General features: G+C 41.2%; 15 protein-coding genes. 2 read left to right on the top strand and 13 right to left on the bottom strand.

What is annotated here, in order from left to right:
- Nucleotides 1-7: 7 nt before the first annotated feature.
- The gene (locus L1D46_RS06540) at nt 8-766 is read right to left on the bottom strand and encodes a LexA family transcriptional regulator (RefSeq protein WP_130050352.1); all 759 of its coding nucleotides are present in this window, start codon (nt 764-766) and stop codon (nt 8-10) included.
- 158 nt (nt 767-924) lie between these two features.
- Between L1D46_RS06540 and L1D46_RS06535 the strand changes: the two genes are divergently transcribed.
- Nucleotides 925-1374 carry a response regulator gene (locus L1D46_RS06535; RefSeq protein WP_130050351.1) on the top strand — a complete coding sequence of 150 codons (450 nt, stop codon included), beginning with the start codon at nt 925-927 and terminating at the stop codon, nt 1372-1374.
- A gap of 16 nt (nt 1375-1390) precedes the next feature.
- Here the strand turns inward: L1D46_RS06535 and L1D46_RS06530 are convergent, their stop codons facing one another.
- The 10 genes from L1D46_RS06530 to L1D46_RS06485 all read right to left on the bottom strand — a co-directional run bounded on the left by L1D46_RS06530 (nt 1391) and on the right by L1D46_RS06485 (nt 11387).
- Nucleotides 1391-2899, bottom strand: coding sequence for an NAD(P)H-hydrate dehydratase (locus tag L1D46_RS06530; protein ID WP_239977124.1), 1509 nt, complete (start codon nt 2897-2899; stop codon nt 1391-1393).
- A gap of 128 nt (nt 2900-3027) precedes the next feature.
- Nucleotides 3028-3840, bottom strand: a complete 813-nt coding sequence (gene speD, locus L1D46_RS06525; protein ID WP_130050349.1) for an adenosylmethionine decarboxylase — start codon at nt 3838-3840, stop codon at nt 3028-3030.
- Between the two features lie 87 nt (nt 3841-3927).
- Nucleotides 3928-4341 carry an OsmC family protein gene (locus tag L1D46_RS06520; RefSeq protein ID WP_130050348.1) on the bottom strand — a complete coding sequence of 138 codons (414 nt, stop codon included), beginning with the start codon at nt 4339-4341 and terminating at the stop codon, nt 3928-3930.
- A 142-nt stretch (nt 4342-4483) separates the two neighbouring features.
- Nucleotides 4484-4831, bottom strand: coding sequence for a DUF3802 family protein (locus L1D46_RS06515; RefSeq protein WP_054563480.1), 348 nt, complete (start codon nt 4829-4831; stop codon nt 4484-4486).
- 128 nt (nt 4832-4959) lie between these two features.
- Nucleotides 4960-6429, bottom strand: coding sequence for a succinylglutamate-semialdehyde dehydrogenase (gene astD / locus L1D46_RS06510; protein WP_239977122.1), 1470 nt, complete (start codon nt 6427-6429; stop codon nt 4960-4962).
- Between the two features lie 18 nt (nt 6430-6447).
- Nucleotides 6448-7464 carry an arginine N-succinyltransferase gene (gene astA, locus L1D46_RS06505; protein WP_130050346.1) on the bottom strand — a complete coding sequence of 339 codons (1017 nt, stop codon included), beginning with the start codon at nt 7462-7464 and terminating at the stop codon, nt 6448-6450.
- Nucleotides 7465-7544: 80 nt separating this feature from the next.
- Nucleotides 7545-8750 (bottom strand): aspartate aminotransferase family protein, encoded by a 1206-nt coding sequence (locus L1D46_RS06500; RefSeq protein ID WP_058583979.1) that lies wholly within the window; start codon nt 8748-8750, stop codon nt 7545-7547.
- A gap of 368 nt (nt 8751-9118) precedes the next feature.
- A complete protein-coding gene (locus tag L1D46_RS06495; protein WP_130052232.1) occupies nt 9119-10279 on the bottom strand; it encodes an HDOD domain-containing protein in 1161 nt (386 codons plus the stop codon).
- 48 nt (nt 10280-10327) lie between these two features.
- Nucleotides 10328-10906 (bottom strand): aminodeoxychorismate/anthranilate synthase component II, encoded by a 579-nt coding sequence (locus L1D46_RS06490; protein ID WP_239977120.1) that lies wholly within the window; start codon nt 10904-10906, stop codon nt 10328-10330.
- A gap of 82 nt (nt 10907-10988) precedes the next feature.
- Complete coding sequence (locus tag L1D46_RS06485) at nt 10989-11387, bottom strand: thioesterase family protein (RefSeq protein ID WP_130050344.1); 399 nt, start codon at nt 11385-11387, stop codon at nt 10989-10991.
- Between the two features lie 36 nt (nt 11388-11423).
- On the opposite strand from L1D46_RS06485, the gene L1D46_RS06480 reads away from it, so the two are divergent.
- Nucleotides 11424-12128 (top strand): 2OG-Fe(II) oxygenase, encoded by a 705-nt coding sequence (locus L1D46_RS06480; protein WP_054563475.1) that lies wholly within the window; start codon nt 11424-11426, stop codon nt 12126-12128.
- 321 nt (nt 12129-12449) lie between these two features.
- On the opposite strand, the gene envZ is transcribed toward L1D46_RS06480, so the two are convergent.
- Together envZ and ompR are read right to left on the bottom strand one after the other, a co-directional pair.
- Nucleotides 12450-13745 (bottom strand): two-component system sensor histidine kinase EnvZ, encoded by a 1296-nt coding sequence (gene envZ / locus L1D46_RS06475; protein WP_054562852.1) that lies wholly within the window; start codon nt 13743-13745, stop codon nt 12450-12452.
- A 5-nt stretch (nt 13746-13750) separates the two neighbouring features.
- Nucleotides 13751-14470: a two-component system response regulator OmpR gene (ompR, locus tag L1D46_RS06470; protein WP_130050343.1), complete on the bottom strand. Its 720-nt coding sequence runs from the start codon at nt 14468-14470 to the stop codon at nt 13751-13753.
- Nucleotides 14471-14508 lie beyond the last annotated feature (38 nt).

The raw sequence follows: 14508 nt of genomic DNA, 5'->3' as shown, positions 1-14508 counted from the left end.
TTTACCGCTACGATTGTGGCGGTAAAACTCTATTAATATGCTCTTTAAGTTGTCTAATTTCATTTTCAATAGACTCAAAACGCTGACTTTGCATATGTGAGTCTTGATCGGTTATAGAACTTATTTTTGCTTTTACATGCCAGATTTCTAAGATATCACTTCCCTGAATTGAATATGTTTTGTACTCAGGGTTATCACTCTTAAATAAGTAACTGACGGGGTCTGTCTTGTGGCTAAAGAGGCGTTTTGCGACAATGCCATCTTTAGTGACAGCAACACAAACTGAACCATTCTCTAACTGATTAATATCCTTGACTTGCTCAGTGATCAGCGTTTCTCTGGGGCGGATAGTTGGCATCATGCTATCGCCTTCAACTTCGAATAGTCGATAATTGCCATTTTCAAACCCCGGAATTTTATAAACATCCAGAGTTTTAATATAGTCTTCATCACTACACTGTTCTATATAACCAGCTTGAGCTTCTTCATTGACAAGTGGAATAAATGAAGTCTCTAAGGCTTTTTGATAACTCTGGAAACTCGAGTCATCAAATCCTTCTATACCAAAAATAAGCCAGTTACAATCTACATTAAACACTTTGCTGATTTTAATAATAGTACTGAGAGATAGGGTCGACTTGCCAGCCTCCAGTTGTGATAGAGCCCCCTGAGTTATACCTATTTTATCGGCAAACTCTTGTTGAGAAAGGTTCAAACTTTCGCGAAGAGCTACCACTCTATTAGTACTAGTAAGATTTACTGTCATTGGGTTATTAATAAACTTATGTTTGTATTATGGGTATAAGCAAGTTAATATAACACCTACTTAACTAAAGTATATACTATTCGATTAACTAATTATTTAATTTGTTGTTTTATTTATAAGTATCTACGTGAAAAAGATAAGCTAATCAGGAGTTGCTAATGTTTAACGACAAATTATTTATCAAAAAGTTACGCTCTGTGAGCTATATTTTAGTTGCGGATGATGACCTCGATGATCAAGAACTCATCCGTGATGCCCTGGTTGAAAATAATGTCGATGAAAATAAAATTCAATTTGTTGATGACGGCATGCAATTACTTGAGTCACTCGATAAAAATAAAATTCTACCAAGCCTTATTTTATTAGACCTAAACATGCCACGAAAGGGTGGAAAAGAAGCGTTAGTCGAACTAAAAAAATCGGAGCGTTACCGCCATATTCCCATCATAATTTTTACGACTTCTGATTCAGAAGTTGATATTAAGCAATGTTATAGCTTAGGTACTAACGCCTTTATGACCAAGCCTTCTAGCTATTATGATTTAGTTGATTCAATGAAAATGCTAACTCAATATTGGCTTGTTCAAGCTAGGATAGTCTTAGACTAAGGCGAAATATTTAGCCTTACCTGCTCAAGTCAGCACTGCTTGCCAATTCTTTTATCAGCTTCCTTACAACGACAAACAAATCACTCGGTAACATGCCTCTTTCGCCTTCACACTCTGCGGCAATATCACCAGCTTTTGCATGTAAGGTTACGCCTAAGCAAGCTGCTTGCTGAGGAGTAAGCCCCTGTGCGATCAGGGCCGCTATGATGCCTGTTAAAACATCGCCACTGCCGCCAACCGCAAGTGCAGGATTTCCATCTGTACACACCCATGTTTGGTTAGTGTCAGCAATTAAACTACCAGCACCTTTTAGTACACAAGTAGTGGTATAGCTATGTGCGAGCTGCTTTACCGCATGAAAGCGATTTTCTTCAATATCGCTTGCGTGACAATTGAGTAACCTTGCAGCCTCACCGGGGTGTGGTGTTATAACTGTATTAACTAATGGGAATGACGAAGCATGCTGAGCCATTAAGTTAAGTGCATCAGCATCAATCACCAGAGGTTTATTATTAGTGAAACAATACTGCATGACAGTTTCAAATGTTGTTTCTGACCAAGTGTCTTGTCCAAGCCCAGGGCCGATGGTGATACAACTTGCCCATTCTAATGCACTAATTAAGTTTGTATCAGTCACCATTAATTCTGGTCGGCCAATACTGACTGGCAAAATAGAACTGCTGTGAGTATAAACCTTCACCATACCTGCGCCAGTCCGAAGAGCGGCTTCGGCGGTCAAACGAATTGCACCCGCTGTCCCTGCGTTACCACCAATACATAGCAACTTACCATGGTTAGTTTTATGACTGTTATTATCACGTCGAGAGAGCGGTGATTGACTTTGATAATTGATAAGCTCAGCAGTGGGTGCTGTCAGTTTTAAAAAGGTATCTCCAATACCTAAGTCAGTAAACTCAAGATTACCTGCATGTGCTCGTCCTTGCCCTGTCACTAAACCTTGTTTAATACCCACAAAGGTAACAGTGAGTGCCGCTTTTATTGCGATCCCCTGTATTACACCTGTGTCTGCATGAATGCCTGATGGTAAATCAATGGCAACAATCGGCTTTTGACTTTCATTAGCGGCTTTAATCAACTCTGAGAAAGGTTCGCGCACCTCGCTTTGAATACCTGTACCGAGCAAACCATCAATGATGATATCTGCTTGTTCAATAGCGCTAACATCCGTTGTTATTGCTCCCCCAGCATTGAGCCAAGCTTGCTGAGCACTCAGCGCATCACCTTTGAGAGGTTTATCTTGTAAGCCAGCAATAACTGTAACCTGCTTACCCGCTTGTTTAGCTAAGCGGGCAACAACATAGCCATCACCCGCATTGTTACCAACGCCAGCTAATACAACGAATGTACTTGCTTTAGGAAAATAGCTGATAGCTTGCTGATAAGTAGCCAGCCCTGCTCGCTCCATAAGCTCATATAAAGTTACACCAGAGCGCTTAGCTGCTGGGCCTTCATTTTCACGAACTTGTTCTGCTAAAAATACAGACTGCGAGAGCACAACTGACATGTCTATCCTTAAATTGGCCTTTTAACCAGCATATAAGTACAGGCTAATGTAGTCAATGAGCAGCTTTAAGGAATAAAAAACGGCGCGTAACTTACATTACGCGCCGTTTCTTTAAAACTCGTAGTTACTTACTCTGTATCTGGCAAGTTACGGCCGTAGAAGATTTCTTGCATCTCGCGAGTCAGCTTTGAGTAGATAACTTCTTCTTCTTCTTCAGATAAATCCGCTGTAGAAACACCGAATAAATAAGTATTCAGGTCAGTTTCTTTTAACATCATCTTAGTATGGAACAAGTTCTCTTGATACACATTCACGTCCATCATTTGGTACGCTTCTTTAGTATCTTCAGTCATGTAGTTCTGAATTGAGTTAATCGCGTGATCGATATAGTGTTTAACACCATCTACGTCACGCGTAAAACCACGTACACGGTAGTCAATGGTTACAACATCAGACTCAAGGCTGTGAATTAAGAAGTTTAACGCTTTTAATGGCGAAATTATGCCACATGTTGATACTTCGATATCAGCACGGAACGTACAAATACCATCATCAGGGTGTGCTTCTGGATATGTATGAACACAGATGTGGCTCTTATCTAAGTGCGCTACAACTGTTTCAGGAAGAGGGCCCGGCGCTTCATCAACTTCATACGTCGTTTGCTGTTCAATTGGCTCTTCTGAGATCAAGATTGTCACGCTAGCGCCTTGCGGATCATAATCTTGGCGAGAAACATTTAGAATGTTTGCGCCAATAATATCCACAACTTCACCTAAAATATCGGTCAGGCGATCAGCACTGTACTGTTCGTCGATATATTCGATATATTCCTTACGCTGTTGTTCAGTCTTTGCGTAACAAATATCGTAAATACTAAAGCTTAAGCTCTTAGTTAAGTTATTAAAGCCATGAAGCTTAATTTTATCGAAGGGTTTATTCATGCTAAACCAACCTTAAAACGAGTGAACCTGCACCAGCAGAAATAAAAGTTCGCGGATTTTATACGAATTTTCTGCTCGGAAAAAGCGTTATTTTACCTGTTCTTGCACAACTTCATGACTATGCGTAATTTCTACTGTCTTATCAAGCATTAAGGCTACAGAGCAATACTTTTCAGCAGATAATTGAACGGCACGAGCAAGGTGCTTTTCTGAAACATTATCACCAGTGACCACAAAGTGTAGATTAATCTTGGTAAACACGCGAGGAGCTGACTCAGCACGCTCTGCTGTTAGCTTAACTTGCACATCAGAAAATGATTGTTTTGCTTTTTTTAAAATACTAACAACATCAACAGATGAGCAGCACCCAGCTGACATTAAGACCATTTCCATTGGGCTTGGCGCTGCGCTATCACTACCTGCATCAAAAACTACATTATGACCTGAATTTGAAAGGCCAATAAACGTATCGCCATCTACCCATTTTACATTCGCTTGCATGTGTTTTATCTCTTAAAGTTATTTTGTTTGATTGTAAGCAAGTCACTCACAGATGCAAGGGATAAAAGGTAAGCTATATGAAAGCGAGTAGCTTATTTCAAGCTACTCGCTGAAAGACTAGAATTTTGTAGTTATTTATAAATTAGGCGCTTTCTACAACAGCGCTATCGAATAAGTTTTTCACTAATCCGGCAAATTCGTCAATAAAGGCATGTTGTTCAACGGTTACTGTGTGATTTGTAACGCTACTTAGCACTTCTTGTAAGTCGTATACGATACCGTCGACTTCACGGACAATTTGGCTGCGTTGTTCGGTATTAAGCTCTGTGTGTTGTTCGCAAAGTAACATGACGTTTTCTGCTATCACGTCTTCAATCAGCTCTAACACTGTTGGAGCTCCTGGTTTAATTTGACCCGGCTTCTCAAAAAGCGCTAAATTTTGAGTGAGATACATGACAAGATCATCATACCCTTGCCTATCTAAAACCATACGACTTCACACCTAATAAAAAACTACCTCTTTAGATTTAAGCAGAAAGCGCTTTTAATTGCTACCTTTGCCACGCATCTCATACAAAAAAAGCAGCCAAAGCTGCTTTTTATAGTTATTTACGATTACTAATCGAATTTTAAGCCTGGACTTAATGTCGCTGGCATCGCTACTTTTTCAAGCTCAACCGAAGCTACGGGGTATGCACAATAGTCAGCGGCATAATATGCGCTTGCTCTGTGGTTACCCGATGCTCCAATACCACCAAATGGAGCTGCACTTGATGCACCTGTGATAGGCCTGTTCCAGTTTACGATACCCGCACGAATACGACGTAAGAAATGGTCGTAATCTGCTGCGCTGTCACTTAACAAACCAGCTGATAAGCCAAAGCTAGTATCATTAGCTTTATCAATAGCGGCATCAAAATCGGTAAAACGGAATACTTTAAGGAGGGGTCCAAAGTGCTCTTCGTCTGGGAAGTTAGCTACATTTGTACACTCTAAAATACCTGGTGTTACAAAACCGGTATTTTCTTTGTGCGTAAGCTCAACAAGCACTTCTGCGCCAAGCTCAACAAGCTGCTGTTGCGCTTTAACCATACCAGATGCTGCCGCAGCAGAAATCATTGAGCCCATGAAAGGCTGCTCTTCAGCGTCGTAGTCACCTACTTTGATTGCTTTAGTTGCTTTAATAAGACCCGCTAAGATTGCATTACCTTGCTCGCCTGCAGGTAAGAATAACTTACGCGCACAGGTACAACGTTGACCTGTAGAGATAAACGCTGATTGAATAATATCGTGGATAGCCGCTTTAGTGTCAGCAACATCAGTAACGATAAGCGGGTTATTACCACCCATTTCTAACGCGAGGATTTTACCCGGCTGACCAGCAAACTGTTCATGTAAAATATGGCCAGTACGCGAAGAGCCAGTAAAGAATAACCCGTCGATACCTTTATGCGCAGCAAGCGCTTTACCGGTTTCAACTTCACCTTGCACAAGGTTAATTACACCCGCAGGAAGACCAGCTTTTTCCCATAACTTTAAAGTTAATTCAGCAACCGCTGGCGTTAACTCTGATGGTTTAAATACCACAGTGTTGCCTGCTAATAATGCTGGCACAATGTGACCATTTGGTAAGTGACCAGGGAAGTTGTAAGGGCCAAACACAGCTACAACACCATGAGGCTTATGGCGGATCATCGCACGACCTTGTGGCATTGGGTTTTCAACATCACCTGTACGCTCTAAAAATGCTTTTTCAGAGATAGCAATTTTACCCACCATAGCACCTGCCTCAGTGCGTGTTTCCCAAAGTGGTTTACCCGTTTCTTGTGCGATAGCAATCGCTAATTCTTCACTGTGCTCTTTAAGTGTTTCTGCGAATGTTTTTACAATCGCTAAGCGCTCTGCAAATGTTTTATCAGCCCAGCTGTAAAACGCTTCGCGTGCAGCAGCGATTGCGCCGTCTACTTGTTCAGCTGTGGCAGTATTTGCTTGCCAGATAACATCATTATTTGCTGGGTTTACAGATTGAAAAGTATGACCAAGGCCTGCTTGCCATTGACCATTAATAAATTGCGCTGCATGAGTCATTAATATGTCTCCTGAATTCTATAGTTCTGCTAGTGATACTGAATCACCCGCTTCTAAGTGAAGTGCTTTTGCTAATTCACTTGAGATTGTGATGCTCTCGGCATCGCATGATAGGCTAACTTGAGTCACGGTTGCTCTAAAATCAGCAATTTTATCATTTGCTAACAATACCGTGGTGTCGCCTTGGCTTTCACCTATTTCAACTTTAACCGTGTGGGCATTTCTTACTGTAGCAATGTTATCTACTTTTGCTTCAACAGTTGGGCCTGCATCAAAAATGTCTACATAACCATTAAAGGTAAAACCTTCGCTCTTTAATAGTTCAATCGCAGGGCGTGTGTTGTCATGTACTTGACCAATCACAGCTTGTGCATCTTTGCTCAGTAAGTTAACGTAAATTGGGTATTTAGGCATTAACTCAGCAATGAATACTTTCTGGCCAATACCCGTCAAGTAATCTGCCGTTGGAAAGTCCATTGAGAAAAAGTGCTCTTCTAGCCATTGCCAAAATGGGCTTTCGCCGCTTTCGTCTGACACACCACGCATTTCAGCAATTACGGTGTCTGCAAAACGCTCTCTATGTTGATTAATAAACATAAAGCGCGCTTTTGAAAGCAATTTACCGTTATTGTTTTTACGGTAGCCATCTTTTAAGAATAATGTGCACAGCTCTGTTGCACCGGTGTAATCATTACACAGGGTTAAAATATCAACGGCTTTATACACGTCTAGCGTCCGAGATGAATGAATCACTTTGCTTAAATGATAATGATAAAAAGCATCATCTAAACCAACGGCGGCTTCAATACCCGAAGTCCCTACGACTTCTCCCGTTTCGCTATCTTCAAGAACAAACAAGTAACCTTCATCACCTGGCTGCTGGGCTGCTTTAGCAAATGAGCTGACAGAATGATCAATTTTCTTTTGTAATAACTCTTCATTATTAGGCAAAGACGTAAAGCCATGGCCTGACTCATCAGCAATCTTTACTAACGCTTGGTAATCGCTTTGCTGGATTGGGCGAAGGATCATCATAAGTCCGCTTGCTCCCTTATAAATAACGGTAAATTAAGAAATGTGGGCAAGCCTAGCTTGCCCTGAAATGACAGTTTCGCTTAGCCGTTAACAACTTTTGCAACTGCTTTTTCGAAACGTGCCATACCTTCGCGGATATCAGCTTCTGGAATTACAAGTGATGGAGTGAAACGAACAACATCAGCGCCAGCAACTAAAGACATAACGCCTTCTGCAGTACCAGCCACTAAAAACTCTTTTGCACGACCTTTGAACTGCTCTGTTACTACAGCACCAATTAATAGGCCTTCGCCACGGATTTCAGTGAATACATTGTACTTTTCGTTAATCGCAGTTAGTAACTCACGGAATAACGCTGATTTTTCTTTAACGCCATTAAGTACTTCTGGCGTATTAACAGTGTCGAATGCTGCTTCTGCTACTGCACATGCTAGTGGGTTACCACCGTAAGTAGAGCCATGAGTACCTACTTTTAAGTGCTTAGCAATATCAGTTGTGGTGATCATCGCACCGATAGGGAAACCACCACCTAACGCTTTTGCAGTCGTTAAGATATCTGGCGTTACATTTAGACCTTGATAAGCATAAAGCTCACCCGTACGACCAACACCTGTTTGTACTTCATCAAAGATTAGTAGTGCATTATGCTTAGTACATAACTCACGAACACCTTCAACAAACTCAGCTGTTGGAGAAATGATACCGCCTTCACCTTGCAGAGGCTCCATCATTACCGCACACGTGCTGTCTGAGATAAGCGCTTCAAATGCCGCTAAATCGTTGTAGTCACAGTGAACGATATCACCCGGTTTAGGACCGAAACCATCAGAGTATGCAGCTTGACCGCCTACCGTTACAGTAAAGAATGTACGGCCGTGGAAACCTTTGTTAAATGAGATAATTTGTGACTTTTGCTCACCAAAGTTATCAAGTGCAAAACGGCGTGCTAGTTTAAGTGCTGCTTCGTTTGCTTCTGCACCAGAGTTAGCAAAATACACTTTTTCTGCGAATGTTGCGTCAGTTAGCTTTTTAGCTAAGCGAAGAGCTGGCTCATTAGTCATTACATTTGATAAGTGCCAAATTTTTTCGCCTTGTTCTTTTAATGCACTTACAAGAGCTGGGTGACAATGACCAAGACAGTTAACAGCAATACCACCAGCAAAATCGATAAATTCGCGACCTTCTTGGTCCCATACGCGAGACCCTTCGCCTCGAACTGGAATAACACTTGATGGTGCATAGTTAGGAACCATTACTTGATCAAATAATTCGCGATTGACTGTCATTTTATATCCTCTTAATTGTAAGCACACACAGAGCAAGGTGGCGCTCTAAAGCCAAACCAAGCCATTTTACTTAGCCGATTGAGCTTAGCGCAAAATCACCAAAATAACTCTTTGGTTCAATTTTCATTCATCCATTATTCCAGAAAATTTTCGTCCTGTCTCTTAGAAAACTTTCATGTAGCCCTTAAAATAAAGGGCTTGAGATATTTTTTCATGGATAGTGAATAACTATTTGAAGGCTGTTTTTTGGTCTAATTACTATAAAAAGGCGTACGGCTAGTGAGCCAAGCACAGGCTAATGACAAAAAATTTGTCGCTGCAGATTGATAAACAATGAATGAATAGTCGCAAAAAAATTAACAATTTTTTTAATTAATTTGAATATGAAAGCGATCAAAATTGCATTTTGCTAGCTGATTAAGCTCTTCCTTGGTGAAATCGAAGTGCGTAAACCAACGTTCAGTTTCGTCATTTTCGACCAATTGATGCTCATTTAAACTTAAATACTGCGCGTAACAACGAGCTTTTAAAATCACCTTAGTAAGTGGCAAATATTCATCGTTTTTAGCTAAGGGTGTAGTTAATTGCTGCATTACCGCATTAAATGGCAAATATCTAAAGTCCATTTGCTCAATCACGGTCGCTGTTACCTTCATCGACTGCTTATTTAGCAAGGTGCTTAAAAATAATGGATCAGGTTTTAGTTCTAATAAAGCAGTGTGTAAGTCTTTCTTTTGCTCATCACGGGCTTTCGTTACTTGACGCTGCCAAACTAATTCGAAAATACGAAGGTATATACGTACTAGCGCTATTTTACCCACATCGAGTAGCATACCTAAGGTAAAGGCGTGCACCTCATTTACACCATTTAGCTTAGCAAGCTCTTGAGCTGCAATGGCACATGCCATTGAGTTATCACGAAGTCGACGTTTTAGTAGTGGAAATGGCTCTGTGCTGTGTGGCATCCAATGGCGTACCGCAAAGGTTGGCACCACAAACTTTAAATTGTCTAAGCCTATGTAACGCAGCGCTAATAATGGATTATCAACTTGAACTGAAGTGTGTTTATTACGTTGTTTTCGATAAAAAGGTAAATTCACAAACGCAACGAGCTCACGACCTAACCAACTTAAGTCTTTAACTAATGGCTCTAGTCGACCCACTGAGGCTGAACGCACAGCTAGAATATCTAGAATAGCAGGTACACTGTCTTGGATACCGATAGTTTCGTGGATAACTGAATCAATATCTTCAAGCTGCTTTTGCATGGCGGCTTCAATTACTTGGTGTAACTGTTTACTCGCCTGAGCACGGTATTTATGGTGAGCTGTACTGCTCTTTTGACGCTTTTTCTCGGCAGCGACCTCTACTTCTAATAGAGTACGCTGCTCCATTGACTCGCCATAATCAATTTCTAAGGTATGAATAAAGCCAATTTGACGCTGTGCAAAACTGTGACCAAGCAAAAGATCGTGTGCGCGCTCATTAAGCACCATCGCAGTCCTTTGTTGTCGGGTTTCTTCGGTCATTTGCACAGGCGTATTGTCGTTCATATTTGTTAATTCACTAGCCTAAGGTTAGAAGCGAGTTAAAAAGTTAGCAAGTAATTCAAGCCCTTGTTGGGTCAAAATTGCTTCGGGATGAAATTGTACTCCTTCAAGTGCTAAATCATTATGCATGATCCCCATAATTTCATCAAAATCAGAATTTTGTTCTGTCCATGCGGTAATAGTGAAGTCACTAGGCAGGCTTTGTTTATCCACCACTAAAGAGTGGTATCGGCATACCGTCAGCGGGTTGGCCAAACCGCTAAACACACCTTTATTGGTATGCTTAACTAACGAGGTTTTCCCATGCATCACTTGCTTGGCACGAATAACATCAGCACCTAGAGCCTGAGCAATAGTTTGGTGCCCTAAGCAAATACCAAGAATTGGCAACTGCCCTTTTAATTGTTCAACCACTTGCAGAGAAATACCTGCTTCATTTGGTGAACATGGCCCGGGTGAAAGTACGATATGCTCTGGGTTAAGCTGTTTAATTTCAGCAATGCTAATCTCATCGTTTCGTTTAACTAATACATCTTGGTCTAAGCGCTGAAAATATTGCACTAGGTTGTATGTAAACGAATCATAATTGTCGATCATTAACAGCATTGCGTGTAACCCAAAATTACTCAGTCAAAATAATGAAGGCGCATTTTACCCCAAGCACTCATAAATGTCGGCAAAAAATGGTTTATTTCTCAGCGATTAAATGCGCTGTAAGGGCAGCTCTTTCTTGCTCATCAAGTTTTTTCGAGCATTTATTTGCAAAGTCATAACGAACTAATACCGTTTTACCAACTGCACAGCAATTATCTTGCTGCCAAGCTTCTTGGCGAAGTACAAATGAACTAGAACCGACATGCTCAACACTGGTTTTCACTGTAACATCGTGACCATAAAACAACTCACCCACAAAGCTTACTTCAACCTTGGCAATGATCAGTTTCCACTCATAAGGGTTTAAATCGGGCGTAAAAAACCTGAAAATAGGCGCTCGGGCGGCTTCAAACCATACAGGGAGTACGGTATTGTTGATGTGCCCTAGCACATCTGTTTCGCTAAAGCGTGGTGTGATAGTTTCAGTAAACATAGTAACCCTATAAAAAATATAAACTAAAGGTAGCTCATGACGGACTTTATTCGCGTATACGAAAACGCCCTCAGCAAAGAATTTTGCGACAACTTTATCACGGTATTTGAACAAAGCCCGCATTTAAAACAAGGCATTACCTCAGGTGGTGTCGATCTAGCGAAAAAAGACAGTCGCGATTTATACCTTAATAACCACCCTGAATACGCTGAGCAACTAAAGCATATTCAACAAACGACCGCGGGTTACGTCTTCAAATACCTTGAAGAGCATATTTTTATGATGATTGGTGCCTTTGGTTTAAAGGTTTACCATCCGCAAACGGGCAAACCTGTTGACCTAACACAAGACAATTTTGAAGAAGTCGGTAAACCACAGTTGCCACTATTAGTGCAGCAAATTTTCCGCATGGGTCCAATTCAAGCACAAAAATACGATATCAATAAAGGTGGCTACCCTTATTGGCATAGCGAGGTATACCCGCAAGCTGGCCATAACGAGGCCCTACATCGCGTGCTGTTATTTATGTTTTATTTAAATGATGTAGAGGAAGGTGGGGAAACTGAATTTTACTATCAACAACGAAAAATATCACCCAAACAGGGCTCTATGGTCGTAGCACCGGGCTACTTTACCCACACTCACCGTGGTAATAAGCCTATTTCAAATGATAAGTATATTTTAACGTCGTGGGTTTTATTCAACCGCGCAGAACAAATTTATGGACAACCACAATCCTGACGGTAAGCAATAATAATCTAAGCTAAAAGCTGTAAGTTTTAAGCTTTAAATTAAAAGAGCGCGGCATTTGATGCCGCGCTTTTTGTTTGCTTTGATAAATGAGAGCACAAGTAATGGCTATGTTCACTTGGAAATTTCTGTAACTACTAAATTTATGAAAATAAAATTTTAATTGCCGATTTCATGCATTTTGCACTTTATGAACTAGCTGTTCTCATTCAAATGGCTTTAAACTGGCTAACTATCTTAATAGTTATCTTGTTACTTTCTTTAAATTTCATCATTGCTTCAGCACCTTTCAAGGCTTACAGCTAAATACTTTTAAAACGGCAAATAGATTTGTGCGCTGAGGCCACCTTCTGGGCGATTAAGTAGCTGCACTCGACCGCCGTGCATATCGACAATACGTTTAATTATCGCAAGACCTAAGCCACTGCCTTCACTACCGCGAGCGGCATCACCTTGTTTAAACGGTTCAAATACAGTTTCAAGTTCACTTTCGGGGATCCCCGGGCCGTGATCATTAACTACTACCATGGCAAACTTTTTATTACTGCTCACGCGGGTTTCGACCTCTATATCACCATCTGAATAGCGAATTGCATTTTCAATCATATTAGTAACAACACGCTTTATCGCCACCATACTTACTGGCACTTCGCTTAAGCTTGGATTCTCTTTAAAGGTAATAGTACGGTGATGTTTTTGCTCAGCCTCAACGACTTCAGAAACGATCGCATTTAAGTCTTCTAGCTCAAGTTCTTCGCGCTTGTGGTGACGTAAATATTCAATGAATTGGTCGATAATGGCGTTCATATCTTCAATATCATGAATGATCCCTTCACGAAGGTAATCTTCATCATCCGACATCATTTCAGTCGCTAAACGAATCCGTGTAAGCGGCGTACGCAAATCATGAGAAACGCCTGCCATTAATAATCGACGGTCATTCTCAAGCGCAGCAATACCCCGTGACATTTGGTTAAATGCACGGGTTACTTCAATGACTTCAGTAGAGCCTTGCTCTTCTAATTTGGTAGAAAAGTCGCCCACTCCCACTTTAACAGCCGCTTGTTGCAGCGCTTTTAAAGGTCTATTTAGATGGCGGGCAAACAACCAGCCACCGAGAACACTTAAAAAACCAATACTTGATAGATAAAAGGTTAAGAACTTTAGGTTGTTTTCTTGCAACCCAGTGAGCGGCACACGCACCCAGTAGCCTGGTGCTTGCGGTGCTTCAACCCAATAAACAAGAGGATCTGTTTGGCTAATACGCACCCGTGCAGAGCCGTTAAGCTCTTTCGACATGCTTCGCGATAGCATCGAGTATTCACGAGTTTCAGCCAAGCCTTCACTCATTGCTTGGCGCTGGGTCATGACTTCAATGCCAGTGATCTCAAAAAACTTGTCAGAGGCTTCCTTACTTACCTCAACCCCCTCTTCCCATTCAATAAACACGGTTTTCACCTGTTTAGATAGGATCAGGTTTACTTGTTCTATAGTTGGTTTAACAACATAAAAACTGACCGTGATATAAGAGACAATTTGATTGATTAACAGCAAGGCCGCAACCAAAAATACTGTTTGTCCAAACGCACTACGTGGAAACATGCCCATTACTATTATTTTTCACCGTCTGGCACAAATACGTAGCCTAAGCCCCATACTGTTTGTATATAACGCGGATTAGCCGCATCGACTTCAATCATACGGCGTAATCGTGAAACCTGAACATCGATACTGCGCTCAAGCGCACTATAATCACGACCACGCGCTAAGTTCATCAGTTTATCGCGACTAAGTGGTTCACGAGGATGAGTTACCAATGCTTTTAATACTGCAAACTCACCACTGGTTAACGACATTGTTTTGTCACCATGGCTCATTTCGCGGGTCGCAAGGTTTAGCGTGAAGTCGCCAAAGCTAATTTCGTTTTCTTCAGCAGCAGGAGCCCCCGGCACTTCTTTAGCGCGACGACGTAAAATTGCTTTAATGCGCGCTAACAGTTCACGCGGGTTGAATGGTTTAGGAATGTAATCATCAGCACCTAGCTCTAAACCGATTATGCGGTCAACTTCATCGCCTTTGGCTGTAAGCATTACAATTGGAATGTCATTTTCTTTTTGACGTAAACGACGGCAAATTGATAACCCATCTTCACCTGGTAACATTAAATCTAATACAATCAAGTGGAAATTTTCACGCTCCAGCAAGCGATCCATCTGCTCTGAATTTGCTGCTGTGCGAACAATAAAGCCTTGTTCTACAAGATAACGCTCTAGCAAACTGCGTAAGCGCATATCGTCATCAACAACCAATACTTTTGTCGTTTCGTGTCCCATAACTTTCATTCTTTTTGTAATATGTTACTTATTAATAT

This window comes from Pseudoalteromonas sp. Isolate3, from assembly GCF_022398505.1.
GTDB classification, from domain to species: domain Bacteria; phylum Pseudomonadota; class Gammaproteobacteria; order Enterobacterales; family Alteromonadaceae; genus Pseudoalteromonas; species Pseudoalteromonas apostichopi.
The sequence above is the reverse complement of the archived record's forward strand: the minus strand, read 5'-3'. Positions and strand labels throughout refer to the sequence as shown.

Excerpts from the sequence above, each read along its gene's own strand:
- L1D46_RS06540 (WP_130050352.1), bottom strand. The coding sequence starts at position 766 with ATGACAGTAAATCTTACTAGTACTAATAGAGTGGTAGCTCTTCGCGAA.
- L1D46_RS06535 (WP_130050351.1), top strand. The coding sequence starts at position 925 with ATGTTTAACGACAAATTATTTATCAAAAAGTTACGCTCTGTGAGCTAT.
- L1D46_RS06530 (WP_239977124.1), bottom strand. The coding sequence starts at position 2,899 with ATGTCAGTTGTGCTCTCGCAGTCTGTATTTTTAGCAGAACAAGTTCGT.
- speD (WP_130050349.1), bottom strand. The coding sequence starts at position 3,840 with ATGAATAAACCCTTCGATAAAATTAAGCTTCATGGCTTTAATAACTTA.
- L1D46_RS06520 (WP_130050348.1), bottom strand. The coding sequence starts at position 4,341 with ATGCAAGCGAATGTAAAATGGGTAGATGGCGATACGTTTATTGGCCTT.
- L1D46_RS06515 (WP_054563480.1), bottom strand. The coding sequence starts at position 4,831 with ATGGTTTTAGATAGGCAAGGGTATGATGATCTTGTCATGTATCTCACT.
- astD (WP_239977122.1), bottom strand. The coding sequence starts at position 6,429 with ATGACTCATGCAGCGCAATTTATTAATGGTCAATGGCAAGCAGGCCTT.
- astA (WP_130050346.1), bottom strand. The coding sequence starts at position 7,464 with ATGATGATCCTTCGCCCAATCCAGCAAAGCGATTACCAAGCGTTAGTA.
- L1D46_RS06500 (WP_058583979.1), bottom strand. The coding sequence starts at position 8,750 with ATGACAGTCAATCGCGAATTATTTGATCAAGTAATGGTTCCTAACTAT.
- L1D46_RS06495 (WP_130052232.1), bottom strand. The coding sequence starts at position 10,279 with ATGACCGAAGAAACCCGACAACAAAGGACTGCGATGGTGCTTAATGAG.
- L1D46_RS06490 (WP_239977120.1), bottom strand. The coding sequence starts at position 10,906 with ATGCTGTTAATGATCGACAATTATGATTCGTTTACATACAACCTAGTG.
- L1D46_RS06485 (WP_130050344.1), bottom strand. The coding sequence starts at position 11,387 with ATGTTTACTGAAACTATCACACCACGCTTTAGCGAAACAGATGTGCTA.
- L1D46_RS06480 (WP_054563475.1), top strand. The coding sequence starts at position 11,424 with ATGACGGACTTTATTCGCGTATACGAAAACGCCCTCAGCAAAGAATTT.
- envZ (WP_054562852.1), bottom strand. The coding sequence starts at position 13,745 with ATGGGCATGTTTCCACGTAGTGCGTTTGGACAAACAGTATTTTTGGTT.
- ompR (WP_130050343.1), bottom strand. The coding sequence starts at position 14,470 with ATGGGACACGAAACGACAAAAGTATTGGTTGTTGATGACGATATGCGC.